The sequence below is a fragment of the Streptomyces sp. NPDC016640 genome (genome assembly GCF_043076215.1).
Classification (GTDB): Bacteria; Actinomycetota; Actinomycetes; order Streptomycetales; family Streptomycetaceae; genus Streptomyces.
Map to the genome: position 1 here is coordinate 439,490 of NZ_JBIBRG010000002.1, position 25,475 is coordinate 464,964.

Annotated in this window: 18 protein-coding genes; 13 read left to right on the plus strand and 5 right to left on the minus strand. The window is 73.5% G+C overall.

Annotated elements, in window-relative coordinates; all coding sequences use genetic code 11:
• Positions 1-69 precede the first annotated feature (69 nt).
• The gene (locus ACF07S_RS05550; protein ID WP_391962122.1) at positions 70-1,680 is read right to left on the minus strand and encodes an NADH-ubiquinone oxidoreductase-F iron-sulfur binding region domain-containing protein; all 1,611 of its coding nucleotides are present in this window, start codon (positions 1,678-1,680) and stop codon (positions 70-72) included.
• The gene (locus ACF07S_RS05555) at positions 1,677-2,897 is read right to left on the minus strand and encodes a cytochrome b/b6 domain-containing protein (protein ID WP_391962121.1); all 1,221 of its coding nucleotides are present in this window, start codon (positions 2,895-2,897) and stop codon (positions 1,677-1,679) included. Before ACF07S_RS05555 ends, ACF07S_RS05550 begins: the two co-directional genes overlap by 4 nt.
• A gap of 478 nt (positions 2,898-3,375) precedes the next feature.
• Between ACF07S_RS05555 and leuS the strand changes: the two genes are divergently transcribed.
• The 8 genes from leuS (at position 3,376) to holA (ending at position 14,535) form a co-directional block, all read left to right on the plus strand.
• Positions 3,376-6,261, plus strand: coding sequence for a leucine--tRNA ligase (gene leuS, locus ACF07S_RS05560; protein WP_391973496.1), 2,886 nt, complete (start codon positions 3,376-3,378; stop codon positions 6,259-6,261).
• Between the two features lie 142 nt (positions 6,262-6,403).
• Positions 6,404-7,150: a hypothetical protein gene (locus ACF07S_RS05565; protein ID WP_391973497.1), complete on the plus strand. Its 747-nt coding sequence runs from the start codon at positions 6,404-6,406 to the stop codon at positions 7,148-7,150.
• An 83-nt stretch (positions 7,151-7,233) separates the two neighbouring features.
• Complete coding sequence (locus ACF07S_RS05570; protein WP_391962118.1) at positions 7,234-8,079, plus strand: DegV family protein; 846 nt, start codon at positions 7,234-7,236, stop codon at positions 8,077-8,079.
• Between the two features lie 538 nt (positions 8,080-8,617).
• A complete protein-coding gene (locus tag ACF07S_RS05575; protein ID WP_391973498.1) occupies positions 8,618-9,691 on the plus strand; it encodes a helix-hairpin-helix domain-containing protein in 1,074 nt (357 codons plus the stop codon).
• Positions 9,688-12,306, plus strand: coding sequence for a ComEC/Rec2 family competence protein (locus ACF07S_RS05580; protein WP_391973499.1), 2,619 nt, complete (start codon positions 9,688-9,690; stop codon positions 12,304-12,306). Before ACF07S_RS05575 ends, ACF07S_RS05580 begins: the two co-directional genes overlap by 4 nt.
• A gap of 4 nt (positions 12,307-12,310) precedes the next feature.
• Positions 12,311-13,162, plus strand: a complete 852-nt coding sequence (locus tag ACF07S_RS05585) for an arylamine N-acetyltransferase (protein ID WP_391973500.1) — start codon at positions 12,311-12,313, stop codon at positions 13,160-13,162.
• 15 nt (positions 13,163-13,177) lie between these two features.
• Positions 13,178-13,432 (plus strand): hypothetical protein, encoded by a 255-nt coding sequence (locus ACF07S_RS05590; protein WP_391973501.1) that lies wholly within the window; start codon positions 13,178-13,180, stop codon positions 13,430-13,432.
• A gap of 113 nt (positions 13,433-13,545) precedes the next feature.
• Positions 13,546-14,535: a DNA polymerase III subunit delta gene (gene holA / locus ACF07S_RS05595; RefSeq protein WP_391962113.1), complete on the plus strand. Its 990-nt coding sequence runs from the start codon at positions 13,546-13,548 to the stop codon at positions 14,533-14,535.
• Positions 14,536-14,860: 325 nt separating this feature from the next.
• Here the strand turns inward: holA and rpsT are convergent, their stop codons facing one another.
• A complete protein-coding gene (gene rpsT / locus ACF07S_RS05600; RefSeq protein WP_145869297.1) occupies positions 14,861-15,127 on the minus strand; it encodes a 30S ribosomal protein S20 in 267 nt (88 codons plus the stop codon).
• A 253-nt stretch (positions 15,128-15,380) separates the two neighbouring features.
• On the opposite strand from rpsT, the gene lepA reads away from it, so the two are divergent.
• A complete protein-coding gene (gene lepA, locus ACF07S_RS05605; protein ID WP_391962112.1) occupies positions 15,381-17,249 on the plus strand; it encodes a translation elongation factor 4 in 1,869 nt (622 codons plus the stop codon).
• 245 nt (positions 17,250-17,494) lie between these two features.
• Positions 17,495-19,369: an AMP-dependent synthetase/ligase gene (locus ACF07S_RS05610; RefSeq protein ID WP_391962111.1), complete on the plus strand. Its 1,875-nt coding sequence runs from the start codon at positions 17,495-17,497 to the stop codon at positions 19,367-19,369.
• Between the two features lie 113 nt (positions 19,370-19,482).
• On the opposite strand, the gene map is transcribed toward ACF07S_RS05610, so the two are convergent.
• Positions 19,483-20,265 (minus strand): type I methionyl aminopeptidase, encoded by a 783-nt coding sequence (gene map / locus ACF07S_RS05615; protein ID WP_391973502.1) that lies wholly within the window; start codon positions 20,263-20,265, stop codon positions 19,483-19,485.
• Between the two features lie 66 nt (positions 20,266-20,331).
• On the opposite strand from map, the gene ACF07S_RS05620 reads away from it, so the two are divergent.
• The 3 genes from ACF07S_RS05620 to hemW all read left to right on the plus strand — a co-directional run bounded on the left by ACF07S_RS05620 (position 20,332) and on the right by hemW (position 24,505).
• On the plus strand, positions 20,332-20,634 hold the full coding sequence (locus ACF07S_RS05620; RefSeq protein WP_391962109.1) for a helix-turn-helix transcriptional regulator: 303 nt from the start codon (positions 20,332-20,334) through the stop codon (positions 20,632-20,634).
• A gap of 353 nt (positions 20,635-20,987) precedes the next feature.
• On the plus strand, positions 20,988-23,201 hold the full coding sequence (locus tag ACF07S_RS05625; protein WP_391973503.1) for a SpoIIE family protein phosphatase: 2,214 nt from the start codon (positions 20,988-20,990) through the stop codon (positions 23,199-23,201).
• A gap of 71 nt (positions 23,202-23,272) precedes the next feature.
• Complete coding sequence (gene hemW, locus ACF07S_RS05630; protein ID WP_391962107.1) at positions 23,273-24,505, plus strand: radical SAM family heme chaperone HemW; 1,233 nt, start codon at positions 23,273-23,275, stop codon at positions 24,503-24,505.
• 136 nt (positions 24,506-24,641) lie between these two features.
• Here hemW and ACF07S_RS05635 read toward each other — a convergent pair whose 3' ends face one another.
• Entirely contained in the window at positions 24,642-25,445 is an 804-nt protein-coding gene (locus ACF07S_RS05635) for a DUF3097 domain-containing protein (RefSeq protein WP_391962106.1), read from the minus strand.
• Between the last annotated feature and the right edge of the window lie 30 nt (positions 25,446-25,475).

The following is a 25,475-nucleotide window of genomic DNA, read 5'->3' on the forward strand; positions in this document are numbered from 1 at the left end:
CGCCCTCGCTGGTTGGTCTCGCTGTCCGGTGGGGATGGTCCGCCCCCGACTCCGCGGGGGCGGACCGCCTCAGCGGCCCAGGGCGCGCCGGCCGCGGCCCTGGGAGAGCACCGGCAGATTCCGCGAGGGCGCCTTGGCCTGGGGAGCCTCCTCCTCGATGCGCAGGGCCAGCGCCGGACAGCGGCGCACCGCGCGCAGCGCCTTCGCCTCGGCGAAGCGCGGCACCTGGGCCTGGGCCACCGTCGGGAAGCCGTCCGCGCCGAGCTGGAAGACCTCCGGGAGGATGTCCGCGCACAGGCCGTGGCCCCGGCACAGCGTCCAGTCGACGTAGATCTTCTGGCGGCTGGGCCCGTTCTCCTCCCCGCCGCCGCCCGGGATGCCCGTAGGGGCCCTGCCCCCCTCGAAGAGCGGCAGAACGCCCGCCACGGGCCGTCCGCAGCCGTTGCCGAGGACATGGGCGGCGAGGTCGTCGGTGAACGCCCTGACGGTCGACTCCAGGAACATCGCGGAGCCGTCCGGGTGCGAGCAGGCGCCGCGCCGCTTCACGTTCTTGGCGACCTGCTTGACCGCCTCCAGGGCGGCCGGCCCGCCGCCGTCGAGGATGTCCTCCAGGCCGCGCGCGGCGGCCGGCAGTCCCAGGTAGCAGGGGCCGCACTGGCCGGCGCTCTCCTCGGCCAGCCACTGGGCCACCCGCAGCGACTCGCCGAGCGCGCAGGTGTCCTGACTGATCGGCAGAATCGCGCCCGCGCCGAGCGAACCGCCCACCGCGTCCAGCGAGTTGCGGGAGACGATCGCCTCGTTGACGGTCGCCGCGTCGATCCACTTGCCGTGGTAACCGCCCGTCAGCACACCCTGCGGCACCGGGGGAGCCCCGGCGAGCTGCAGGACGTAGCGCAGTGGCACGCCCGTCGGCACCTCGATCACCATGGGGCGGGCCACCGCGCCGGACACCGTGAGCATCACGGTGCCCGGCTCGTCGTACAGGCCGGTGTTGCCGTAGCGCTCGGGGCCGATGCGGGCGGCGATGGCGAGCTGGGCGAAGGTCTCCGCGTTGGACAGCAGTGTGGGGGCGCCGCCGACGCCGTTCCTCGAGGCGCTGACCTTGCGGCCCGGCGGGACGGCCGGGCCGCCGTCGATGGAGCGGATCAGGGAGGCCGCGGCGCCGGTGACCATGCGGACCGGGTTGCGCTGCACACGGGCGCGCAGCACGGAGCGGCGCCCGTTGCTCAGGCCGCGTTCGGCGAGCGCGGCCTCCATGGAGCGCTGGGTGGACTCCCGGGTGACCCCCACGACGAGCGTGCGGGCCCCCATGGCCTCGGCGCACAGCAGCGCGCCGTCCAGGATGAGGTGCGGGGCACGGTTGATCAGCACCGTGTCCTTGCGGCAGGCCGGTTCGTCCTCGCTGCCGTTGACGACGACGACCGGCCGGACGCCGCGCTTGATCGCCGATTCGGCGACCGAGCGCAGCTTCTTGTGGAAGGGGAAGCCCGCGCCGCCGCGGCCCCTGAGGTTGATGCGTTCGGCGAGCTGCGCGAGCTGCTCACCGCCCAAGGGCTCGAGCGGTCCGTGCACCTTGAGGTGCATGGGCAGATCGAGCCGGTCGACAAGGTCGAAGCCCGACGTGAGCTGGGGAAGGCCGACCACGCGGACTTCGGGTACGTCGGGCAGGGCCTCGTTCACTTAAAGCCTCCGGAGGGCATGTTCCAAGGTTCGCCCGAACCCGGTGCGTCGACGCCGTAGGACGACGAGGGCGACGCACCGGGGGGTGTTTCAGTGGCGGGACCGCTGTTGTACGTGTCGTCCGGGTTGTACGTGCCGTAGTGGGCGTTCGTCTCAGCGGTGTCGTACACATCACTCGAGCCGTAGCCGGAGCCGACCGGATTGTCGTAGGCCGGGATGGTGTATCCGGTGTCGTTGAGCGGGTCGTAGGCCGACGGCGGGGCCTCGCCGACCGGCGGCGGGGACGGGACCGGCCAGGTGCCCGAGGTGCTCGCGGGCCCGTCCACGCGCGCGATGACCTCCGTGGGCCGCAGGTCCGGCGGCAGTTCCACGCGGGCCGTCCCCTCGGTCAGGGGCGACCGCCGGCCGGGCGTGGAGACCGCGCGGTAGGCGGCGGCGAAGCCGTTCGCCGGTTCCGGGGCGGGGGCCCGCTCGGCACTCCCGTACAGCGGGCGGTCCCCGCCCCGCGCGGAGCCGCGCCGGCCCTCGTGGCCGGGCGGGGCGGACCCGGCCGCCCGGGCTCTGCTCTCCGCCGGCTTCTCCCGGTCGCGCCGGCCGGAGGGGCCGAGCAGCGCGGTGACCCGGTCGGCGATCCCGCGCCTGACCCGGGGCGGGGAGGCGCGCAGCACGAGGACCGCCGTGACGCCGAGCACGGACAGCCCGTAGAGGATCAGGAAGACCGGCTTCGCCGCTCGGCCCGCGTAGAGGCCGTGCACCAGGGCCGCGCACCAGGCCGGGTAGGCCAGCATGTGCATCGCCCGCCAGCGGGCCGCGACCGGGGCCGGGGAGGCGAATCGATTGCGCAGCACACCGGTGACGCCCACGAAGAACATCAGCAGGCCGGCGAGGGTGCCGAGGCCGATGAGGAAGGCCCTGCCGGTGACGGCCTCGTCGTCGGTGAGGGCCAGCCCGAAGGGGATCACCGCGGCGATCCAGGTGGTGTGCTCCTGCCCCACCTTGATGCCGATGTGCATCAGCAGGAAGACGATCGAGGCGACCGCGGTGGTCCGGTGCACCGCCTGCGCCAGGATCCGCTGCCGGGGGCCGAGCAGGATCCGGTCCTGGGCGACGAGTCCCCAGATCACCGAGCAGCTCAGGCAGACCAGTGACAGGACGCCCACACCGAAGCTGAGGAACTCGGCGAGCCAGTCGTCCGCCGTGCTGTCGTCCGGTCTCATGACCCGCCCCCCGGCGTCACGACGCGACGAGGGCACGGCTCGGCCGCAGCCGACCGGCCCCGTGCGGGGGGTGGGCTGCTGTCTGCACGAGAGTTCATGGGGCAACTCCGAAAGGTTCGGTAAAGCGGTCCCGCTGCCGAACTCTAGGCCCCGTCATACCGAGGAGTACGACGTTTGAGCCATTGCGCTGTCATCGAAGGACCGCGCGGTCGTGGTGATGCCCCTCAGGGTGTGTGACGCGGAGTGACCGAGGCTCTCGTGGTGCGGCGGGAAGCGCGTCGCGGCCGAATCGGGGGCTGCGGTACCCTGTCGCCATGCGTGCCGCACGCCTTCTGCTTAGCGAGCCGCGCTGATCAGTCCCGACCGCCGGTTGCCGGCCGGCCGGAATCGGCGCGGCGTCCCCTCCTGTGCGAGGGGATTTTTCATTTCCAGGAAGTCGCAGCAGCAGGCAGAGACGATCGATGGAGCATTGAGGATCATGAGCGAGACGAACCCCGCTGCCACCGCAGCCGCGGAGGCCGCGCCGCACCGCTACACGGCCGCCCTGGCGGCCGAGATCGAGGCACGCTGGCAGGACTTCTGGGACGCCGAGGACACGTACGCCGCCCCGAACCCGAGCGGCGACCTGGCGGGCGACGCGGAGACGGTCGCCAAGCCCAAGAAGTTCATCATGGACATGTTCCCGTATCCCTCCGGCGCGGGGCTGCACGTCGGTCACCCGCTGGGGTACATCGCCACCGACGTCTCCGCCCGCTTCCAGCGCATGACCGGGCACAACGTCCTGCACACCCTGGGTTTCGACGCCTTCGGCCTGCCCGCCGAGCAGTACGCCGTGCAGACCGGCACGCACCCGCGCGTGTCCACCGAAGCCAACATGGAGAACATGAAGTCCCAGCTGCGCCGGCTGGGCCTGGGCCACGACAGGCGCCGGTCGTTCGCCACGATCGACCCGGACTACTACAAGTGGACCCAGTGGATCTTCCTGCAGATCTTCAACTCCTGGTACGACCGGGAGGCGGGGAAGGCCCGCCCGATCTCCGAGCTGGTCGCGCTCTTCGAGTCCGGTGAGCGGCCCGTACCCGGCCACACGCGCGCGTGGAGCGAACTGAGCGAGACCGAGCGCGCCGACGTCCTGGGCGGGTTCCGCCTGGCCTACGCCTCCGACGCGCCCGTCAACTGGTGCCCCGGCCTGGGCACCGTGCTGGCCAACGAGGAGGTCACCGCCGAGGGCCGCTCCGAGCGCGGCAACTTCCCCGTCTTCAAGGCCAAGCTGCGCCAGTGGAACATGCGGATCACGGCTTACGCCGACCGGCTCCTGGACGACCTGGACGCCCTGGACTGGCCCGAGGCCATCAAGCTGCAGCAGCGCAACTGGATCGGCCGCTCCGAGGGCGCCCGCGTCGACTTCCCGATCGACGGCGAGCGCATCACCGTCTTCACCACGCGCCCCGACACCCTGTTCGGCGCGACCTACATGGTGCTGGCGCCCGAGCACCCGCTGGTCGAGAAGTTCACCCCGGACGCCTGGCCCGAGGGCACCCACGAGGTGTGGACCGGCGGCCACGCGACCCCCGCCGAGGCCGTCGCCGCCTACCGCGCGCAGGCCGCGTCGAAGTCCGACGTCGAACGGCAGGCCGAGGCCAAGGACAAGACCGGCGTCTTCATCGGCGCGTACGCCACCAACCCGGTCAACGGCGAGCGGGTGCCCGTCTTCATCGCCGACTACGTGCTGATGGGCTACGGCACCGGCGCGATCATGGCCGTCCCCGCCGGCGACCAGCGCGACTTCGAGTTCGCGCGCGCCTTCGAGCTGCCGATCCGCTGCATCGTCGAGCCCACCGACGGCCGGGGCACGGACACCTCGACGTGGGAGAACGCCTTCGCGTCGTACGACGCGACGATCACCGGCTCGTCGAACGACGAGGTCTCCCTGGACGGCCTGGGCGTCGCCGAGGCCAAGGCGCGCATCATCGAGTGGCTGGAGAACGGGGGCCACGGCGAGGGCACCGTCAACTTCCGCCTGCGCGACTGGCTGTTCAGCCGGCAGCGTTACTGGGGCGAGCCCTTCCCGATCGTCTACGACGAGGACGGCGTCGCCCACGCCCTGCCCGAGTCGATGCTGCCGCTCGAGCTGCCCGAGGTCGAGGACTACGCGCCGCGCACCTTCGACCCGGACGACGCGGACACCCGGCCCGAGACACCGCTGTCGCGCAACGAGGACTGGGTGAACGTCACCCTGGACCTGGGCGACGGGCCGAAGAAGTACCGCCGCGAGACCAACACCATGCCCAACTGGGCCGGTTCCTGCTGGTACGAGCTGCGCTACCTGGATCCGCACAACTCCGGGAAACTGGTCGACCCGGGCGTCGAGCAGTACTGGATGGGCCCGCGCGAGGGCATGCCGCACGGCGGCGTCGACCTGTACGTCGGCGGCGCCGAGCACGCCGTGCTGCACCTGCTGTACGCCCGCTTCTGGTCCAAGGTGCTGTACGACCTGGGACACGTGTCCTCGGCGGAGCCGTTCCACAAGCTGTTCAACCAGGGCATGATCCAGGCCTACGTCTACCGCGACAGCCGGGGCATCGCCGTGCCGGCCGCCGAGGTGGAGGAGCGCGACGGCGGCTACTGGTACCGGGGCGAGAAGGTCTCCCGGCTGCTGGGCAAGATGGGCAAGTCCCTCAAGAACGCCGTCACCCCGGACGAGATCTGCGCCGAGTACGGGGCCGACACGCTGCGCCTGTACGAGATGGCCATGGGCCCGCTGGACGTGTCGCGGCCCTGGGACACCCGCGCGGTGGTCGGCCAGTTCCGGCTGCTGCAGCGGCTGTGGCGCAACATCGTCGACGAGGCGACCGGCGAGGTGACCGTCGTCGACGCCGAGGCCGCCGACATCGACGAGGACACCCTGCGCGCCCTGCACAAGGCGATCGACGGGGTGCGCGGTGACCTGGAGGGCATGCGCTTCAACACCGCCATCGCCAAGGTCACCGAGCTGAACAACCACCTGACCAAGCGGCAGGGGGCGCTGCCGCGGCCCGTCGCGGAGTCCCTGGTGCTGCTGATCGCGCCGCTGGCCCCGCACATCGCCGAGGAGCTGTGGCGCAAGCTGGGCCACCAGGACTCGGTCGTCCACCAGGACTTCCCGGTGGCCGACCCGGCGTACGTGGTCGACGAGACCGTGACCTGCGTCGTGCAGATCAAGGGAAAGGTCAAGGCGCGGCTGGAGGTGTCCCCGGGCATCTCGCAGGAGGAGCTGGAGAAGGCCGCGCTGGCCGACGAGCGGGTCGTCGCGGCGCTGGACGGGGCCGGGATCCGCAAGGTGATCGTGCGCGCGCCGAAACTGGTGAACATCGTCCCGGCGTGAGGTGAGCGGGCCGGGATCCGGGTGGTCCCCTACGGGCAGGTTCGGGGTTGGTCAGGAACTCCGGGCCTGCCCGTAGCGTTTACCGTTGAAGAGCGGCGCGCAGTGCGCCGGGACGGACGGAAGGGCCCGGAGGAGAAGCTTCGTGGAAGCGGTGTTCGCAGTGGTCGCCCTGCTCTTCGTGCTCTTCGTCGTGCTCGGCGTCTACGCCACGGTGAAGGTCGTCGGCGCCGCCAAGCGCGGCGCGGACCGCCACCTTACCCAGGTGCGCCGCACGGTGGAGGACCACACCCTGAGGGCCAAGGCCTTCGTCCAGCCCGGCGCCGCCGGTGAGGTCGCCCAGCTGCGGCTCAAGCTGCGCACCGCGATGCGGGCCACGCAGGACGCGCTGGAGGCCGCGTCCGCCGAGGACGCCTCCCTCAAGGAGTCCCTCGACCTCTTCCAGCGGCTCAGCGCGCACGGCCACGAACTGGACGGCGAACTCAGGCGCCTGGAGTCCGAACCGGACCGCACCACCCTCGCCGCGCGGCTGCCCGGGCTGCGCGAGCGCACCGAGCGCATCACGACGTCCGCGGACTCCCTGCGCTGGGCCGCCCGCGACCGCGCCCACCGCTTCGCGGAGGACGACCTGGACTCGCTGAGCGAGCAGATCGACATGGAGGCCGGGGCCCTGCGGCACTGGACCACCACGGAGCCGAGCCCCGCGCCCCCGCCCTGGCCCGAGGCGCCCGCCGCCGACGCCCCGGCGGCCGGCCGGACCCGGCCGGACAACCCGAAGCCCGCCTCGTCGGGCGAACCGGAGCAGCAGCCGGCGCGGCCCGCCATCACCCCGCCCGCGCCCCGTCCCACCTATCCCTGGCAGAAGAAGCACCGCCCCGAGAACACGACTTGAGCACCAGGTGATCCGGCCACGGGCGGACCGGGCCCGTGGGGCAGGGCTGCCGCACGGCCACCCTGCCAGGTAATCTCCAGCTCATGTCCCGCCATGTCGCGATCGTCACCGATTCAACGGCCTACCTGCCGGCCCGGACGATGGAGCGGCACCGCATCACGGCGGTACCCCTGACGGTGGTCCTCGGCGATCGCGCGTTCGAAGAGGGGACCGAGATCTCCACCCGGTCCCTCGCCCAGGCCCTGCAGAAGCGCCGCCCCGTCACGACCTCCCGGCCCGGCCCCGAGGTGTTCGCCGAGACCTACCGCAGGGTCGCCGAGTCCGGCGCGACCGGCATCGTCTCCCTCCATCTCTCCGCCGAACTCTCCGGTACCCACGACGCGGCGGTCGTCGCCGCCCGCCAGGCACCGGTGCCGGTGCGGGTGGTGGACACCGGCATGATCGCGATGGCGCTCGGGTTCTGCGCCCTCGCCGCGGCGGAGACCGCGGAGGCGGGCGGCACGGTGGACGAGGCGGTCACCGCCGCGGAGAAACGGGCGGCGGGCACCTCGGCCTACTTCTACGTGGACACGCTCGACTATCTGCGCCGCGGCGGCCGCATCGGTGCCGCCCAGGCACTGCTGGGCTCGGCCCTCGCCGTGAAACCCCTGCTCCAGCTGGCGGACGGCCGCATCGAGCCGCTGGAGAAGGTGCGCACGGCGTCGAAGGCGATCGCCCGGCTGGAGGAGATCGCGGCCGAGCGGGCGGACGACGGGGAGGTCGACGTCGCCGTCCACCATCTCGCCGCCCCGGACCGCGCGACGGCTCTCGCGGAGCGGCTGCGGACCCGGCTGCCGGGCCTGGCCGACCTGCATGTCAGCGAGGTGGGCGCGGTGATCGGGGCACATACGGGGCCCGGCCTGCTGGGAGTCGTGGTCTCGTCGCGGTGAGGCGCGTGGGGCGCGTGAGGCACGCGGGGTGCGCGGGGGCTGCTCCGCACTCGTACGGGTGAGGGAGTTGTCCACAACCGGGCGGTAATCCCCGGGAATCGAGCAAGATCATCGCGGTGGGGGCGAGGTGCCGGATCCTCCTCGCATGGCACTTCGATCACGCTCACGCACAGCGACGCCGACCAGCGGGCCGGGCCGCGGACCCACGTCCGACGGCCGCGCGCGTCACCGCCGCCCCGCGCGATCCCACCGTCGGCTCCGCCCCGGCCACCGCTCCCGCCGGGAGCCGTCGGAGGAACTCCGACGGCGGGCCGAGGCACTGTTCGGCAAGGGTGGTGCGGATGGTGGGGAAGCGCGCGCCGTCGGTGGTGGCGGGGACGTGCGGGCCGTCGGGGGCGGCCGGGGCGGCGGGGGCGGCGGGGGCGGCGAGGATACGTGTGACGCCCGCGCGGGCGGGGAATCGCGGGCGACCGGAGGCGGCCGGGAGCCGCGGGCCGCCGGGGGCGGGACAGGCGTCAGGCGGACACCGAGCTGGGCGGTGAGCGGGGCGGGCCCGGACTCGGCGGCCGCCGTACGCGGTTCGGCGGTGCCGGTGCGCTCGGGCGGCGTGATGCACGCGGCGGCTCCGGACCGCCGCGCGGCGCCCCTGGGCCGGACGGCGCCCCTGGCCGGGGCTGCGGTGGTGGCCCGTACGGCTGTCGTCGACCGGGCGGCGGCGGTGGACCGTACGGCTCCTGCCGACCGGGCGGCGGTCACCGTGCCCCGGCCGTCACCGCGACGTGCCGGCGGTGGTGGCGGTGCGGCCGGCGACGACGCGGGCTCCGCGGACCGGGGGGCGGCCGGGGGAGACCCCGAACCGGGGCCTGCGGGGGAGCGGCGCCGGATGCCGGTGGGACTCGCGCTGCGGGAACGCCTGCCGTTGTGGGTGCAGGCGCGGTGCGGGATGGAGCGGCGGAGCGTGGTCGCGCTGTCGGTGCTGCTCGTGGTCGCCGTGGCATTCGCCGTGCAGCACTTCTGGGCGGGGCGCGCCCAGCCCGTACGGGCACCGGAGGTGGTACGGGCGGCGGCCTCCGGAGGGGAGCAGACGGACGGGGGAGCCGGCCGGCCGGCGGAGGGGGCGTCGGCCGGCGCGGAGCGGGCCGCCGGCTCCGCGGCTCCCGGGATCGTGGTGGACGTCAGCGGCAAGGTGCGCAACCCCGGTATCCACCGTCTGCCCGCCGGTTCACGGGTCGAGGACGCCCTGCGGGCAGCGGGCGGAGCACGCCCCGGGACCAGGACCGACACCCTCAACCGCGCCCGTTTCCTCGTCGACGGCGAACAGGTGGTCGTCGGAGGGCCGGCACCGGCCGCCGGACCGGGAGGAGCCACCGCAGCCGCCCCCGGCGGCAGTACCGGCACGGCCGCGGGGGCCGGTCCCCCCGGCCCGGTGTCCCTCAGCACCGCCACCCCGGAACAGCTCGACGCCCTGCCCGGAGTCGGCCCCGTACTGGCCCGGCACATCATCGACCACCGCACCCGCAACGGCGGTTTCCGCTCGGTGGACGAACTGCGCGAGGTCAACGGCATCGGCGACCGCCGCTTCGCGGAGCTGCGGAACCTCGTACGGCCATGAGCACCGAGCCGGACACGACCGCGGCGGCGACACCGCCACCATCCCAGGAGCCCACCGCCCGGCGGCGCGTCCACGCCGCCTCCGGGAACCGGCTCGGGGCCGCCCACCCGCGGCAGGAGGGCCCCACGGACCTTCGGCTGGTCCCGCCCGCACTGGCCGCCTGGGCCACGGCGGCGGTGATGCTGCACGCCCCGCCCGGCCCGGCGGCGGCTGCCGTGCTCGTCTCCCTGCTGACGGCCGGCCTGCTCGTCCTGGCGCGCGGCCGCCTGCCGGAGCGCGGACGCGCCACCGCCCACGCCGGTGCCGCCGTACTGCTCTGCGTCGCCGCCGCCGCCGGATCGGCGGGACTGCACGGGGCGGATCTGCGGCGGGGACCCGTGCCCGCCCTGGCACGGGAGTACGCCCCGGTCACCGCCGAGGCCGAGATCACCGCCGACCCCCGGCTCACCCGGCCCAGGGTCAGCGGGAACCGCATGGCCCCGGCGTCCGTGCTGATCGAGGCCGATCTGGTCCGGGTGCGCAGGGCCGGCGGAGCGGCGGAGACGACCCGGGCACCCGTGCTGCTGATCGTCGACGCCCACCCGGCGCGGCGGGCCGTATCCGGTGGCGGCCGGGGTTCCCCCTGGCTCGGCCTGCTGCCCTCCACCCGCCTGCGGCTCGAGGCACGGCTCGCGCCGGCGATGGCGGGCGGCGACCGGTTCGCGGCGGTGCTCCGCGTGCGGGGCCGCGGCGGACCGGACGTGGTGGGGGAGCCGTCGGGTCCGCAGCGGCTGGCGGGACGGCTGCGGGCCGGACTGCGGGAGGCCACCGACGAACTGCCGGCGGACGCGCGGGCGCTGCTGCCCGGGCTCGTGGTGGGCGACACCGCCAGGATCACCCCGGAACTCGACGAGGCGTTCAGGGAGACCGACCTCACGCACACCCTCGCCGTCTCCGGTGCCAACTTCACCATCCTGCTCGCCCTGCTCCTCGGCCCGCCCGGTCTGGCGCAGCACGTCGAGCGACGCGGACTCGCACCCCGCCTCGGCATCTCCCTGCGCACCACGGCCCTGCTGGGTGCGGCGCTGTCCCTCGCCTTCGTCGTCGTGTGCCGACCGGACCCCAGCGTGCTGCGGGCCGCCGCCTGCGGCTCCGTCGCCCTGCTCGCCCTCGCCACCGGCCGCCGCAGGTCGCTCGTTCCGGCGCTGGCGACGGCCGTCCTGGTCCTGGTGCTCTACGACCCGTGGCTGGCCCGCAGTTACGGATTCCTGCTGTCCGTGCTGGCCACCGGTGCGCTGCTCACGCTCGCTCCGCGCTGGAGCGCGGGGCTGCGGCGGCGCGGGGTGCCGCCCCGCCTCGCGGAGGCGCTGGCCGCCGCGGGCGCCGCGCAGGCGCTGTGCGCGCCGGTCGTCGCCGTGCTCGCGGCGCGGGTGAGCCTGGTGGCGATCCCGTGCAACCTGCTGGTGGAGTTCGCCCTCGCACCGGCCACGGTGCTGGGCTTCCTGGCCCTGGCGACCGCTCCGGTGGCGATGCCGGCGGCGCAGGCACTGGCCTGGTGCGCGGGCTGGCCCGCGCAGTGGATCGCGCGGGTCGCCAGGACCGGGGCGGCGCTGCCCGGCGCCGGGGTGGACTGGCCCGGCAGCTGGGCCGGCGCGGCGGCGCTCGGCGCCGTCACCCTGGCCGTGCTGCTCGTGGGCCGGCGGCTGCTGGGCCACCCCTGGTGGTGCGGCGCCTGCGCCCTGCTGCTGGTGCTCGTGGTGGTGCGGCCGCCGCCACTGGTCCGGGTGATCACGGGCTGGCCGCCGCCGGGCTGGCGCATGGTGATGTGCGACGTGGGGCAGGGAGACGCGCTGGTGCTGGCGGCGGGCGAGGGCACCGGCGTGGTCGTGGACGCCGGACCCGACCCGGACCTCGTGGACGCCTGCCTGCGCTCCCTGGGCATCACCAGGGTGCCCCTCGTCGTACTGACCCACTTCCACGCCGACCACGTGGCGGGCCTGCCCGGCGTACTGCGCGGACGCGCGGTGGGTGGCATCGGGACGACGGCCTTCGAAGAACCGGCGGCACAGGCCGCGTTCGTACGGCGGCTCGCGGCGGCCCGGCGGGTTCCGGTGCGGCATGCCGTCGCCGGTGAGGTGCGGCGCACGGGGGAGCTGACCTGGGAGGTGGTGTGGCCACCGCCGAGCGCTCCGCCGGCACCGGCCCCGCACCCCGCCGGACCGCGCCTTCCCGCCCCGCCGTCACCGGGGTCCGCGTCGGAGGGCCCGAACGACGCCAGCGTGGCCATGCTGGTCCGCACGGCCGGCCTGCGCCTGCTGCTGCTCGGGGACCTGGAACCCCCGTCCCAGCGGGCCCTCGCACGGTCAGCGGCGGGCCGGCGGCTGACCGGTGTGGACGTCCTCAAGGTCGCCCACCACGGCTCGGCGTTCCAGGATCCCGGCCTCATGCGCCGGGCGGCCCCGCGGCTGGCGTTGATCAGCACCGGGGAGGGCAACACGTACGGGCATCCGGCGCCGGGCACGGTCGCCGCGCTGCGTGCCGGCGGCGCAGCGGTGCTGCGGACGGACCGGGACGGGGCGCTGGCGGTGACAGGCGGAGGGGAGGGCGGCGGAGAACTGGGGGTGGCGCGACACTGAGGTCATGACCGAGGCCGTGAACACCGAGTGGACCGACGCCTATCTGCGCCGCCTGGACGTCGGGCGGCCCGCCCGGCCCACCGCGGAGGCGCTGTGCGAACTGCACGTGCGGCACCTGCGGACCGTGCCGTTCGAGAACCTGTCCATCCATCTCGGCGAGGAGATCGTGCTGGACGAGAAGCGGCTGGTGGACAAGGTGGTCCGGGCGCGGCGGGGCGGGTTCTGCTACGAACTCAACGGGGCCTTCGGAGCGTTGCTCGGCGCGCTCGGCTACGACGTCACCCTGCTCGCCGCACGGGTGTACGGGGCCGGGGGCCGGCCCGGGATCCCGTACGACCATCTCGCGCTGCGGGTACGGACGGTGGACGGCGGCGACCGGCTGGCCGACGTCGGCTTCGGGTCGCACTTCCATCTGCCGCTCGTCTTCGGGGAGCGCGGGGAGCAGAAGGATCCCGGGGGCGTCTTCCGGGTCGCGGAGGCGGGTGCCGACGCGGCCGGGGCGCGCGGCGGGCACGACACGGTGGAGGCGGCGGACCTGGACGTGACGCGGGACGGGCGGCCGGTGTACCGCCTGGAGGTCCGGCCGAGGACGCTCACCGACTTCACGGCCGGGGCGTGGTGGCACAGCACCTCACCGGCCTCCCCCTTCACGCGGTCGCCGGTGTGCTCGCGGATCACCGGGGACGGGGGGAGGATCACGCTCAGCGGCCGGCGGTTCACCGTCACGGCCCCGGACGGGACACGGCGGGAGGACGAGCTGGGCGGGGACGAGGAGGTCCTCGCCGTCTACCGGGAGCGGTTCGGGATCACGCTGGAGACGGTGCCGGCGGCGCGGGGCACCGGGCACGGCGGCTGACCCCGGTACCGGACAATGGCCCGTGTGAGTGATGTGCGACATGTGCTGGTGCTGCCCGACCGTGACGCCGCGGAGGAGGCGGCCGCGGCCCTCGGGGAACGGTTCGGCGTGGACGAGGAGCCACGGCTGGTGCGGGACGCCCTGGCGGGGGAGGACGACGCGGAGGACGCGCAGTGGCTCGTCGTCCTGCGCGACGAGCCGGGGCGGCTGGACCCCGGCGAGCTGAACGAGTTCGCGGCGGAGTGGGAGGGCTGGCGCGAGGAGCCGTAGCGGGTCCGCGCCGGTCCGGGCGTCATGGGCGTCTCGGGGCTGTGGGGTCATGGCGTCATGGCGTCATGGGCGGCGGGGCGGTGTTGTCGGTGGCGCGTGGGATGCTTGTCGCGATGGCCAGGAAGACCGCATCCGACGACCCCCTCGCTCCGGTGACACTCGCCGTGGGCCAGGAGGACCTGCTCCTCGACCGCGCCGTGCAGGAGGTGGTGGCCGCCGCGAAGGTCGCCGACGCCGACACCGACGTACGGGACCTGACACCGGACCAGCTCCAGCCCGGCACCCTCGCCGAGCTGACCAGCCCCTCGCTCTTCGCGGAGCGCAAGGTCGTGGTGGTGCGCAACGCGCAGGACCTGTCGGCCGACACCGTCAAGGACGTGAAGGGGTATCTCGGCGCGCCCGCCGAGGAGATCACGCTCGTCCTGCTGCACGCGGGCGGCGCCAAGGGCAAGGGGCTGCTCGACGCGGCACGCAAGGCGGGGGCGCGGGAGGTGACGTGCCCGAAGATGACCAAGCCGGCGGACCGGCTGGCCTTCGTGCGGAATGAGTTCAGGACCGCGGGGAGATCGGCCACCCCCGAGGCGTGCCAGGCCCTCGTGGATGCCCTGGGCAGTGATCTGAGGGAGCTGGCCTCGGCGGTGTCCCAGCTCGTCGCCGACATCGAGGGGACCATCGACGAGGCGGTCGTGGGCCGTTACTACACCGGGCGGGCCGAGGCCTCCAGCTTCACGGTCGCCGACCGGGCGGTCGAGGGACGGACGGCGGAGGCCCTGGAGGCCCTGCGCTGGTCGCTGTCGACGGGGGTGGCGCCGGTGCTGATCACCAGCGCGCTGGCCCAGGGCGTTCGGGCGATCGGCAAGCTGTCGTCGGCGCGCGGCGGCAGACCGGCCGACCTCGCCCGCGAGCTGGGCATGCCGCCGTGGAAGATCGACCGGGTGCGGCAGCAGATGCGCGGCTGGACCCCGGACGGGGTGGCGGCGGCGCTGCGCGCGGTGGCCGAGGCGGACGCGGGAGTGAAGGGCGCCGGGGACGACCCGGAGTACGCGCTGGAGAAGGCCGTCGTCACGATCGCCCGGGCGGCCCGCTCACGGGGCCGGGGCTGACGGCGGACCACTGACCTCCGGCCACCGGCCACCAGCCACCGGCCAGGGGGCGCCGACCACTGGCGACCGGCGACCGGCGACCGGCGTCCGGCCACCGATCGCAGGGCGCCGACCACCGGTCGGCAGCCCCTGGCCACCGCCGGGCGGACAACGCCGAAGGCCCCGCCCGCCACCCGGGGAAGGGCGCGGGCGAGGCCTTCGGATGAAGCGTGTGAGCCCGTACCCGCGTGGCGAACGCAGGCCGCGTACGAGCTCGGGGTGCCGGCCGGGGGCGGATGAGAGAGGGCCCGCCCGGGTCCCGCCGACGGTCAGATCAAAGGGTTGTTCAGCCCTTGACGGCCGCGACCTTCTGCGCCAGCGCCGACTTCTTGTTGGCGGCCTGGTTCTTGTGGATGACGCCCTTGGAGACGGCCTTGTCGAGCAGACGAGCGGCGGAGCGCTGGTACTCGGTGGCCTTCTCGGTGTCACCCGCGGCGGCGGCCTCACGGGCCTTGCGGATCGCGGTCTTCAGAGAGGACTTGACGGCCTTGTTGCGCAGCCGGGCCTTCTCGTTGGTCTTGTTCCGCTTGATCTGGGACTTGATGTTCGCCACGAATGAGCCTCTACAGGTTCTGGCACGGAGCCGCACGATGGCGCACGGATCCCGCACCGGGTGATTTCTTGGGGTGTGCCTCGCGCCGAGAGGGCATGAGACACAGCCCCCCACACTACCAGCGGCCCATTCCGCGGCCCAAACCCGTCCCGGGTCCCCACCCGTGGGACGATGGAGGCTACGTATCGATCCGACCCGAGACCGCAGACGCACAAGCACACGTATGCGGACGCCTCAAGAATCAGGACCCTGCGTGCCCGCGATCCCCAGCCATGTACCCGAGCCGAGCCGTACCGACCCCGCGCTGATCCGCAATTTCTGCATCATCGCGCACATCGACCACGGCAAGTCCACGCTCGCCGACCGGATGCTCCAGCTGACCGGTGTGGTCGAGCAGCGGCAGATGCGCGCCCAGTACCTCGACCGCATGGACATCGAGCGCGAGCGCGGCATCACGATCAAGTCCCAGGCGGTGCGACTGCCGTGGGCCCCGACCCACGACAAGAACGACACGCACATCCTCAACATGATCGACACCCCGGGGCACGTCGACTTCACCTACGAGGTCTCGCGGTCGCTCGCCGCCTGCGAGGGCACGGTCCTGCTGGTGGACGCCGCCCAGGGCATCGAGGCGCAGACCCTCGCCAACCTGTACCTGGCAATGGAGAACGACCTCACCATCATCCCGGTGCTCAACAAGATCGACCTGCCGGCCGCGCAGCCGGAGAAGTTCGCCGAGGAGCTGGCGAACCTGGTCGGCTGCGACCCCGACGACGTGCTGAGGGTGTCCGCGAAGACCGGTCTGGGCGTCGAGGCGCTGCTGGACAAGGTGGTCGCCGAGATCCCCGCCCCGGTCGGCGTCGAGGACGCCCCGGCCCGAGCGATGATCTTCGACTCGGTCTACGACTCCTACCGCGGTGTCGTGACGTACGTCCGTGTCATCGACGGCCAGCTCAACAAGCGCGAGCGGATCCGGATGATGTCCACCGGCGCCACGCACGAGCTGCTGGAGATCGGCACCAACTCGCCGGAGATGCTGTCCGCCGACGGCCTCGGCGTCGGTGAGGTGGGCTACCTCATCACCGGGGTGAAGGACGTCCGCCAGTCGAAGGTCGGTGACACCGTCACCAGCCAGCACAAGGGCGCCCAGGAGGCGCTCGGCGGCTACAAGGACCCCAAGCCGATGGTGTTCTCCGGCCTCTACCCGCTGGACGGCTCGGACTACCCGGAGCTGCGCGAGGCGCTGGACAAGCTCCAGCTCAACGACGCCGCCCTGGTCTACGAGCCGGAGACCTCCGCCGCCCTCGGCTTCGGCTTCCGCGTCGGCTTCCTCGGCCTGCTGCACCTCGACGTGATCCGCGAGCGCCTCGAGCGCGAGTTCGGGCTCGACCTGATCGCCACCGCGCCGAACGTGGTCTACCGCGTGGTCATGGAGGACGGCACCGAGCACGTCGTCACCAACCCGAGCGAGTTCCCCGAGGGGAAGATCAGCGAGGTGTACGAGCCGGTGGTGCGCGCCACCATCCTGGCGCCCAGCGAGTTCATCGGCTCGATCATGGAGCTGTGCCAGACCCGGCGCGGTGTCCTGCTCGGCATGGACTACCTCTCCGAGGACCGGGTGGAGATCCGCTACACCCTCCCGCTGGCCGAGATCGTCTTCGACTTCTTCGACCAGCTGAAGTCCAAGACCCGCGGCTACGCCTCCCTCGACTACGAGCCCACCGGCGAGCAGACCTCCAGCCTGGTCAAGGTCGACATCCTGCTGCACGGCGACAAGGTGGACGCGTTCTCCGCGATCACCCACAAGGACCAGGCGTACGCGTACGGCGTGCGGCTCGTCGCCAAGCTCAAGGAACTGATCCCGCGGCAGGCGTTCGAGGTGCCGGTGCAGGCCGCCATCGGCTCCCGGGTCATCGCCCGCGAGACCATCCGCGCCATCCGCAAGGACGTCCTCGCCAAGTGCTACGGCGGCGACATCTCCCGTAAGCGCAAGCTGCTGGAGAAGCAGAAGGAGGGCAAGAAGCGGATGAAGATGGTGGGCTCCGTGGAGGTTCCGCAGGAGGCCTTCATCGCCGTCCTCTCCAGCGACGACGGCGCGGGATCGGCCAAGAGCAAGAAGTAGCCGGAGGTTACTGCGGGTCACTCCGCGAAGCGGGCGAACAGGGGCCCGCCGCACCCGAGTGCGGCGGGCCTCCGTGCGTCCGGCGGGTAGTCCTCTGTTCGAAGTGACAGGCCGTGGCCCCTTACGTCGTGGCCGATCGGCCCTTACTCTGTCCGTGCTCGATAGTTACTCGCGAGTTAAACAACGACGCGAGGGAAACCCAGCCGCACTGAGCCAGCCGCACCGTCGCGGGCCCGGAGGATGTCGTGAGCGACACACAGACACTGATCGAGAACCGTCCGCCGAGCGTGGCGACCCTCTTCCTGGAGCGTGTGACGGCCACACCGGACATCGAGGCCTACCGCTACCCCGTCCCGTCGTCCTCCGGTGAGGGCCCGGACGACTGGAAGTCGCTCACCTGGGCGCAGTCCGCCGAGCGCGTCCACGCCATCGCGGCCGGTCTGATCGAGCTGGGCGTGCGCCCGGAGGAGCGGGTGGCGCTGGCGTCGTCGACCCGCGTCGAGTGGATCCTCGCCGATCTCGGCATCCTCTGCGCGGGCGCCGCCACCACCACGGTCTACCCGCAGACCAACGCCGACGAGTCGGCCTACATCCTGTCCGACTCCCAGAGCCGGGTGCTCATCGCGGAGAACGCCGAGCAGGTGGCCAAGGCGGTGGACAGGCGCGCCGAGCTGCCGGAGCTGACCCGGGTCGTGGTCGTGGACCCGGCCGGCGTCGAGACCGACGACTTCGTGATCACCCTCGGCGAGCTGGAGAGCCGCGGCGCGGACCGCCTGCGCAGGGAACCGGAGCTGATCAAGGAGCGGGTCGCGGCGATCACCCGGGACCAGCTCGCCACCGTCATCTACACCTCCGGCACCACCGGCCGCCCCAAGGGCGTGCGCCTGCCGCACGACTGCTGGTCGTACATGGCCAAGGCGATCGCCGCGACCGGCCTGGTCAGCGCGGGGGACGTGCAGTACCTGTGGCTGCCGCTCGCGCACGTCTTCGGCAAGGTGCTCACCTCCGGTCAGATCGAGGTCGGTCACGTCACCGCCGTCGACGGCCGCGTCGACAAGATCATCGAGAACCTGCCGGTGGTCCGGCCGACCTACATGGCGGCCGTCCCCCGCATCTTCGAGAAGGTCTACAACGGCGTCGCCGCCAAGGCGAAGGCCGGCGGAGGCGCCAAGTACAAGATCTTCCAGTGGGCCGCCGGGGTCGCCCGCGAGTACGCCAAGGTGACCCAGGACAACTTCCGCCGCACCGGCACCGCGAGCGTCCCCTTCGGCCTCGGCGCCAGGCACAAGGTCGCCGACGCCCTCGTCTACGCCAAGATCCGCGAGGCCTTCGGCGGCAACCTGCGCGCCTGCGTCTCCGGCTCGGCGGCCCTCGCCCCGGAGATCGGCTACTTCTTCTCCGGCGCCGGCATCCACATCCTCGAGGGCTACGGCCTCACCGAGTCCTCCGCCGCCTCCTTCGTCAACCCCGGCGAGGCCTACCGCACCGGAACCGTCGGCAAGCCGCTGCCCGGCACCGAGGTGCGCATCGCCGACGACGGCGAGATCCTGCTGCGCGGCCCCGGCATCATGCAGGGTTACCACAACCTGCCCGAGAGGACCGCCGAGGTCCTGGAGGACGACGGCTGGCTCCACACCGGCGACATCGGCGAGCTCTCGCCCGACGGCTACCTGCGCATCACCGACCGCAAGAAGGACCTCATCAAGACCTCCGGCGGCAAGTACATCGCGCCCGCCGAGGTCGAGGGCCGCTTCAAGGCGGTCTGCCCCTACGTCTCCAACATCCTGGTGCACGGCGCCGACCGGAACTACTGCACCGCCCTCATCGCCCTCGACGAGGTCGCCCTCACGGCGTGGGCCGCCGAGAACGGCATGACGGGCAGGCCGTACGCGGAGATCGTCGCCGCGCCCGCCACGGTCGAGATGGTCGACGGCTACGTCAAGGAGCTCAACGAGGGCCTGCAGCGCTGGCAGACCATCAAGAAGTTCCGGCTGCTGCCGCGCGACCTCGACGTCGAGCACGGCGAGATCACCCCGAGCCTGAAGCTGAAGCGGCCGGTGGTGGAGCGCGAGTACAAGCACCTCATCGAGGAGATGTACGAGGGCGCGCGCGAGGCGTGACCGTCACTCCGTGACGGGCGAGCGGGGCGGGGAGGCAGCGGTGGCGGTGCCTCCCCGCCCGGCGTGATCGAGCGGTCGGCCCGGTCGCCGCCGTGAACGCGGGGGCTCCGGCCTCACGGCCGCGCCTGCCTCGGCAAGGTGAGTATCTCGGCTCCGTCGTCGGTGATGGCGATGGTGTGCTCGCTGTGTGCCGTCCGGCAGCCCGTCGCGCTGCGCAGCGTCCACCCGTCGGGATCGGTGACGAGCTGGGCGGTGTCCGCCATCACCCACGGCTCCAGTGCCAGCAGCAGTCCGGGGCGCAGCGTGTATCCACGGCCGGGCCGTCCGGTGTTCGCGACGTGCGGGTCCTGGTGCATCGTCGATCCGATGCCATGGCCTCCGAACTCGGTGTTGATCGGGTACCCCGCCTCGCCGAGGACCGTGCCGATGGCGTGGGAGACGTCGCCGACGCGGGCCCCGGGCCCGGCGGCGGCGATCCCGGCGGCCAGCGCGCGTTCGGTGGCGCTGATCATCGCGACGCTCTCCGGGGGCTTCGCGTCGCCCACGAGGAAGCTGACGGCGGCGTCCGCGGCGACTCCCCCTCTGGAGACGGCGAGGTCGAGCGTCAGCAGATCGCCGTCGGCGAGCGCGTAGTCGTACGGCCGCCCGTGGAGCACGGCGTCGTTGACGGCCGTGCAGATGTAGTGGCCGAACGGGCCGCGTCCGAAGGACGGCGCGTAGTCGACGTAACAGGAGAGCGCTCCCGCCTCGACGATCATGGTCTGGGTCCACCGGTCGATGTCCAGCAGGTTCGTGCCGATCGTGATGCGGCTCTTCAGCGTCTGGAGGATGTCGGCCACCAGGGCGCCGGTGTCTCTCGCCCGGGCCAGCAGGGTGGGGTTCAGGATCTCGATCATGCGACGCCCTTCTCATGCGACCAATAACTATACCGGTCGAACTATACCGGTATTAGAATCGGTGCCATGGTCAGGTTGCCCCTCACTCCCGAAGAGGTCGAACGCGGACAGCGCCTCGGTGCCCTCCTGCGCCGGGCCAGGGGAGAGCGCTCGATGCTCCATGTCGCTCTCGACGCGGGGGTCTCACCGGAGACCCTCCGGAAGATCGAGGCGGGCCGCGTGGCCACCCCCGCCTTCCCGACCATCGCGGCGATCGCCGATGTCCTCGGCCTCTCCCTCGACGTGGTGTGGGCCGAGATCCGCCGGCCGGAACCCGACGTCGGACCGGCCGGCTCCCTTCACCGCGTACGTGAGCGGTTGACCGCGTAGGTTCCCGTCCCGCGGCCGCGTCGGAGCGTCGGCGGAGGACAAGGCGTGGGAGCGGTCCTCTCCCGAGGTGCCCGGCCGGTACTCCCGGGCGTCCGGGTGCCGGTCCCGGGCCCGGGGCGTGGCCGCCGTGACCGGCCCGGGGCCCCGGGTGGGTCCGCTCCGGCGGGCCCCGGCCCGAGTGCCGGTGCCGTTCGCAATGGGTCGCTTTTCTGTCCGTTCGTGATCACGCGCGTAGCACTGTTCTCACTCCTGAAGGTTCACTTCGGTAACTCGGTGCTTACGGGCGGGGCCGGTCTGTCACCCTGTGGGCGTCGATCGAGGTTCTATTCGTACGAACTGCCCGGGAGCCGCCCATGAGGGCCATTCCGACCCAACGGGAGACCGCCTCGTGCGCCTCCGGCGCGCGGGAGTGCGCGCGGGTGGAAGCGACCCTGCCCGGAAGTCCCCTCGCGCCGGGTTCCGCGCGGGCGCTGCTGCGCAAGTCGCTCACCGAGTGGGCCGATCTCGCACTGCCCGGCGCCGCACACCTCACCGGCCGCTTCGGCGACGACGTCATGCTCGTCGCCAGTGAACTCGTCACCAACGCCGTGGTGCACGCCGGCACCGACGTGCGCCTGACGTGCCGGATCGAGGAGGGGACCGGCGCGCTCGTGGTCGAGGTCACCGACCGGCACCCCCTCCGCGCGCCCGGCGGCGGCGAGCCGGAGGCGCCGGTGTACGAAGCCCCCGAGTTCGGACGCGGCCTGCGCCTCGTCTCCGCGCTCTCCGAGGCCTGGGGGGTCACCTACCGCCCGGGCACGAAGACCGTGTGGGCGCGGCTGCCCGCCGGGGGGTGCGCGACGGGGGAGCAGGTCGAGGCGTACGCGGGGGAGTGCGGGCCGGCGCGGGACCTGAGGGTGGCGCACATCCTCGCGGCGGAGCCGCCCCGCGCCGGACAGGGCGGCTCCGACCCGCTGTTCGCGCTGGTCGGCCGGGGCTCGTCCGGCCACCGGGAGGCACCCGGTCCCGCCCGGGATCCCTGGCGGGGCGGCTCGTACGGCGACGACTGGCTGGCCCGCCGTCACGGGCGGGACGGCGCCTGGCTGGGGCGCGGCGCCCTGTCCTTCCTCGCCGAGGCCTCCGACCTGCTCGCCGGCCAGCTGGACGAGGACCTGGTCGCCTCGCTCACCGGGCAGCTGATCGTGCCGCGACTGGCCGACTGGTGCGCGGTGTGGCTGGAGGACGAGTCCACCGCCCACGGCGGCTGGAGCGGCGGGACCCGGACCGGCGGCCCGCGCCTGGCCCGGGTCTGGCACGCCGGCGAGAACCGCATCGAGGACCTGAGCCGGGCCCTGGAACGGAACCCGCCCCACCCCTGCGACCCGCTGCGTCCGGGCCCCGTGCCCTATCCCTGGCCGGGCCGGGCACTCGACGTCCCCGGCGACGTCCCCGGCGACGGCCCCGGAGCCCTCGCCGATGTCCCGGCCGACGGCACGGGCCACGTCCCCGGCACCCGGGAACCGGCCAGGGGACGGGTCGGGGAACCGTCCCCGGCGGTCTCGGGAACCGCACCCGGCATCCCGGACACCTCCCCGGACCCGGCCGGGGAACCGTCCCCCGCCGTCTCCGGGACCGCCCTCGCCTACCGGCTCGTGGCCGGTGGACGGCCACTCGGGACGCTGGTCATCGGGCGGAGCGGGATCGACCGGTTCCCCGACGAGATCACCGGGCTCGTGGAGGATCTCGGCCGGCGGGTCGCGCTCGCCATCGGGGCGGCCCGGCAGTACTCCCGCCAGGCCACCATCAGCGCCGTGCTCCAGCGCGGGCTGCTGCCCGGCGCCGTCGCCGAGATCCCGGGCGTGCGCAGCGCCCTGGTCTACGAACCCTGCGACAAGGGCGGCCCGAGCGGTGACTTCTACGACCTCTTCCCGGCCGGGGACGGCCGCTGGTGCTTCGCCGTCGGCGACGTCCAGGGCAAGGGCCCGGAGGCCGCCGTCGTCATCGGGCTGGCCCGGCCCTGGCTCCGGCTGCTCGCCCGCGAGGGCTACCGCGTCGCCGACGTCCTCGACCGCCTCAACCAGCTCCTCCTCGACGACGCCACGGAGGCCGCCGACGCCGCCGCCCGCGCGCTGGTGGCCGCCGGTGCCCGGCCCACCGCCCCCGGCGAGGGTCCCCAGACCCGCTTCCTGTCCCTGCTCTACGGCGAACTGGTCCCCTTCGCCGGCGGTGTCCGCTGCACCCTCGCCTCCGCCGGACACCCCCTGCCCCTCCTGCTCGCCCCCGACGGCGCGGTCCGTACGGTCGCCCAGCCGCAGACCCTGCTCGGCGTCGTCGAGGACGCCGCGTACACCAGCGAGACCTTCGAGCTGTACTCCGGCGACACCCTGCTCTGCGTCACCGACGGAGTCACCGAGCGGCGCTCCGGCTCCCGCCAGTTCGACGACGGGGACGGGCTCGCCTCGGCGCTGGCGGGGTGCGCGGGGATGGAGGCCGGCCCGATAGCGGAACGGATCACGCAGCTGGTGCACGAGTTCGGGGCACGGCCGCCCGCCGACGATCTCGCCCTGCTGGTGCTCCAAGCGGAGTGACGCCGCTCCAAGCGGAGTGACGCCGCTCCCTTTGAACGGAGCAACGCGGAGGGTGCGGGACAATGGAGCACATGCCTTCCGCACTCCCCGACGGCGAGCCCGTCCCCGCCGACGGCGCGCTGCCCGCGTCCGCGCTCGCCGGGGCCGCCGACCGCCCCCTCGGCTTCTACCTGCACGTTCCGTACTGCGCGACCCGCTGCGGCTACTGCGACTTCAACACCTACACCGCGACCGAACTGCGCGGCACCGGCGGAGTGCTGGCCTCCCGCGACAACTACGCCGAGACCCTGATCGACGAGATCCGCCTGGCCCGCAAGGTGCTGGGCGACGACCCGCGGCCGGTCCGCACGGTGTTCGTCGGCGGCGGCACGCCGACGCTGCTGGCCGCCGGCGACCTGGTGCGGATGCTGGGCGCGGTCCGCGAGGAGTTCGGGCTGGCGGCGGACGCCGAGATCACCACGGAGGCGAACCCGGAGTCGGTCGACCCGGCCTACCTGGCGACCCTGCGGGCCGGTGGCTTCAACCGGATCTCCTTCGGCATGCAGAGCGCCAGGCAGCACGTCCTGAGGGTGCTCGACCGCACCCACACCCCCGGGCGGCCGGAGGCGTGCGTCGCCGAGGCCCGCGCGGCGGGCTTCGAGCACGTCAACCTGGACCTGATCTACGGCACGCCGGGCGAGTCCGACGACGACTGGCGGGCGTCCCTGGAGGCGGCGCTCGGCGCCGGACCGGACCACGTCTCCGCGTACGCGCTGATCGTCGAGGAGGGCACGCAGCTGGCCCGCCGCATCCGTCGCGGCGAGGTCCCGATGACGGACGACGACGTCCACGCGGACCGCTATCTGATGGCCGAGGAAAGTCTTTCGGCGGCGGGCTTCACGTGGTACGAGGTGTCCAACTGGGCCACCTCCGAGGCGGGCCGCTGCCTGCACAACGAGCTGTACTGGCGCGGCGCCGACTGGTGGGGCGCGGGGCCGGGCGCGCACTCGCACGTGGGCGGGGTGCGCTGGTGGAACGTGAAGCACCCCGGCGCGTACGCGGCGGCGCTGGCGGCGGGGCGGTCGCCGGGAGCGGGCCGGGAGGTCCTGTCGGACGAGGACCGGCGGGTGGAGCGGATCCTGCTGGAACTGCGGCTGGAGGAGGGCGTCGAGCTGGGGCTCCTCCGTACGGCGGGTCTCGCGGCGGCGCGCCGGGCCCTGGCGGACGGGCTGCTGCGGCGGGGGCCGTACGCGTCGGGCCGTGCGGCTCTCACCCTGCGGGGGCGGCTGCTGGCGGACGCGGTGGTGCGGGACCTGGTCGACTGACCGGGGTCCTCCGCCCCGCCGCTCCTTCCCTTCCCGCCCTCGGGCGCTGCGCCTACGGGACCCTTCGGCCCGGACGGCCTCGTCCTCCGACGCCGACGGGCCGGAGCGGCCCCTCCCGGCCGCGGGGCCGGACCCGTCAGGACGGGGCCGTGACGAAATCGATCAGTTCCTCCACGCGGCCCAGGAGCTCCGGCTCCAGGTCCTTGTAGGAGTGGACCCGGGAGAGGATGTGCTGCCACGCCGCGCCGGTGTTCTCCGGCCACCCCAGCGCCCGGCACACCCCCGTCTTCCAGTCCTGCCCCCGCGGCACCCGCGGCCACCCGGCGATCCCCACGGCCGCCGGCTTCACCGCCTCCCAGATGTCGATGTACGGGTGGCCCACCACCAGGGCGTGCTCGCTCGTCACCGACTCCGCGATGCGCCACTCCTTGGAGCCCGGGACCAGATGGTCCACCAGGACACCCAGGCGCGCGCCCGGACCGGGGGCGAAACCGGCCACGACCGACGGCAGGTCGTCGACGCCCTCCAGGTACTCCACGACCACGCCCTCGATGCGCAGGTCGTCGCCCCACACCTTCTCGACCAGCTCCGCGTCGTGCCGGCCCTCGACGTAGACGCGACCCGCGCGGGCGACCCGCGCGCGGGCGCCGGGGACGGCCACCGAACCGGATGCCGTGCGGGACGGGCGTACCGGACCGGCGGCGGGCCTCACCAGGGTCACCACGCGGCCCTCCAGCAGGAAGCCGCGCGGTTCCAGTGGGAAGACCCGGTGCTTGCCGAAGCGGTCCTCCAGGGTCACCGTGCCGGCCTCGCAGCGGATCACCGCGCCGCAGAAACCCGTGCCGGGCTCCTCCACCACGAGACCGGGCTCGGCCGCGACCTCGGGCACCGGCTGCGGCTTCTTCCACGGAGGGGTCAGATCGGCGGAGTACGGGCGCATTCTGCTGACGATACGAGGAGCCCACCCGCG

What these genes read in the sequence shown, in the direction of transcription:
- ACF07S_RS05585 (WP_391973500.1), top strand. Translation starts at nt 12,311, where the DNA reads ATGACCGAGGCCGTGAACACCGAGTGGACCGACGCCTATCTGCGCCGC.
- holA (WP_391962113.1), top strand. Translation starts at nt 13,546, where the DNA reads ATGGCCAGGAAGACCGCATCCGACGACCCCCTCGCTCCGGTGACACTC.
- ACF07S_RS05580 (WP_391973499.1), top strand. Translation starts at nt 9,688, where the DNA reads ATGAGCACCGAGCCGGACACGACCGCGGCGGCGACACCGCCACCATCC.
- ACF07S_RS05555 (WP_391962121.1), bottom strand. Translation starts at nt 2,897, where the DNA reads ATGAGACCGGACGACAGCACGGCGGACGACTGGCTCGCCGAGTTCCTC.
- ACF07S_RS05635 (WP_391962106.1), bottom strand. Translation starts at nt 25,445, where the DNA reads ATGCGCCCGTACTCCGCCGATCTGACCCCTCCGTGGAAGAAGCCGCAG.
- leuS (WP_391973496.1), top strand. Translation starts at nt 3,376, where the DNA reads ATGAGCGAGACGAACCCCGCTGCCACCGCAGCCGCGGAGGCCGCGCCG.
- map (WP_391973502.1), bottom strand. Translation starts at nt 20,265, where the DNA reads ATGATCGAGATCCTGAACCCCACCCTGCTGGCCCGGGCGAGAGACACC.
- ACF07S_RS05590 (WP_391973501.1), top strand. Translation starts at nt 13,178, where the DNA reads ATGGCCCGTGTGAGTGATGTGCGACATGTGCTGGTGCTGCCCGACCGT.
- hemW (WP_391962107.1), top strand. Translation starts at nt 23,273, where the DNA reads ATGCCTTCCGCACTCCCCGACGGCGAGCCCGTCCCCGCCGACGGCGCG.
- ACF07S_RS05625 (WP_391973503.1), top strand. Translation starts at nt 20,988, where the DNA reads ATGAGGGCCATTCCGACCCAACGGGAGACCGCCTCGTGCGCCTCCGGC.
- ACF07S_RS05570 (WP_391962118.1), top strand. Translation starts at nt 7,234, where the DNA reads ATGTCCCGCCATGTCGCGATCGTCACCGATTCAACGGCCTACCTGCCG.
- ACF07S_RS05620 (WP_391962109.1), top strand. Translation starts at nt 20,332, where the DNA reads ATGGTCAGGTTGCCCCTCACTCCCGAAGAGGTCGAACGCGGACAGCGC.